Origin of the sequence: Arsenophonus nasoniae DSM 15247 (genome assembly GCF_000429565.1) — a bacterium.
GTDB lineage: Bacteria > Pseudomonadota > Gammaproteobacteria > Enterobacterales > Enterobacteriaceae > Arsenophonus > Arsenophonus nasoniae.
On record NZ_AUCC01000245.1, the window covers coordinates 1 to 1,364 of the forward strand.

The following is a 1,364-nucleotide window of genomic DNA, read 5'->3' on the forward strand; positions in this document are numbered from 1 at the left end:
GATATAGCCGTTGTGAGTTTATTTTTTCCTTTAATATTTTTTAACTCTTTTTTTGTATATATTTTTTCATCTAATAGACTTTGATGTACGGTATGGTCTTTAGATAATTGGATTAGTTTATTTTTATTTTTTACATAAATTCTTGTATCACCAATATGTCCTATGTGGACATTATCGTTGTTAACATAACAAAAAGTTAGGGTTGTTGCGGAATGATATAAATCAGGATTTTCATTTGAAATTTTAAAAATCTCATCTTTGATAGCGCTGAATATAAAATCTATATCTATATTATGGTCTAGAACCATTTTTGATAGGTGATTAATAGCTATTTGAGAGGCTAGTTTAGCACCTTTATATGAACCCACACCGTCAGCTATGGCAAAGATATAGCCGTTACCTATTTTTGAAGGAGGCAAAATAGAATCCTGATTTTCCTTGAAATCGTCTTTACCATAAGAAAAGAGACCACAATTTAACAGCTCGATCATTGATTCCTCCTTTCAATTACGTTGTTTAAAGCAGCTAACATTTCTGAAACAGATTGGTACCTATCTTTACATCTTAGATTAGTACTCTTACGTATAATGTCATCAACACCGTCAATCGCTGAAATATCCATTTCTTCCATTATAACGCCAAGTGCGTAGATATCTGACTGTATACTATATTCTCCCTTCTTCGCTTCAGGTGACATATAATCTACAGTCCCTAACGCAACTTGAATCTTTGTTAATACCTCTGATTCAGATTCGTTATTTGAGTTTTTTATTAAGCCAAAATCTGATATTTTATAAACATCATTGTTAAATTTTAGAATATTAGCGGGTTTTAGATCTCTGTGAAGATAACCTTTCTGATGAACATAATTGACTCCCTTTAAGATCATTTTTGTTATTTCCATTTTTTTATTTATATCTAATGTATTTTCAGAAAGTTCTTTTCTGAGATCTGTTTGAGAAAGTTCCATGACGAACCAAGGATTGTCAATTTCCATTTAAATTAATGAGTAACCAATTAATTATTTCAAAATCTTGCCGTCACATCTCCAGATGTGAGAATAGGGTGACGAATCTTCGTCTTTACTGAATACAAAGCCACTTTAGGCAAACAGCAATTATCAAAAAAGTCATAAACTTTAGTAGGACGAATTGATATTGCTTTTTCTACACGATTAATCACTTTTCTTTTTAGTGAAAGGACAGGGCGTTTAGTGTTTAGCGTTGTTTGTTGCTGAGAGGGTTTGCTTCGATTTAAGGCTGCTTTCAGTGCCATATTAAGTGCTTTGTTATAGAGATAGGCTGCTTGTTTAGCTCTTCTCCGCTCCTGTCTCCGACGGCGAGCATTATCATAACCATGAAAGT

General features: G+C 32.6%; 3 protein-coding genes. All 3 read right to left on the reverse strand.

Annotation, left to right across the window (positions count from 1 at the left end):
- A partial coding sequence (locus tag G468_RS0117990; RefSeq protein WP_026824148.1) for a PP2C family protein-serine/threonine phosphatase occupies nt 1-491 on the reverse strand: 491 nt, incomplete at its 3' end.
- Nucleotides 488-997: a protein kinase domain-containing protein gene (locus tag G468_RS21965; protein WP_034250524.1), complete on the reverse strand. Its 510-nt coding sequence runs from the start codon at nt 995-997 to the stop codon at nt 488-490. The genes G468_RS21965 and G468_RS0117990, both read right to left, overlap by 4 nt.
- Nucleotides 998-1,026: 29 nt before the next feature.
- Nucleotides 1,027-1,364: transcriptional antitermination N peptide (locus G468_RS24345; RefSeq protein WP_034250526.1), on the reverse strand; the 338-nt coding region annotated here is incomplete at its 5' end.

What these genes read in the sequence shown, in the direction of transcription:
- G468_RS21965 (WP_034250524.1), bottom strand. Translation starts at nt 997, where the DNA reads ATGGAAATTGACAATCCTTGGTTCGTCATGGAACTTTCTCAAACAGAT.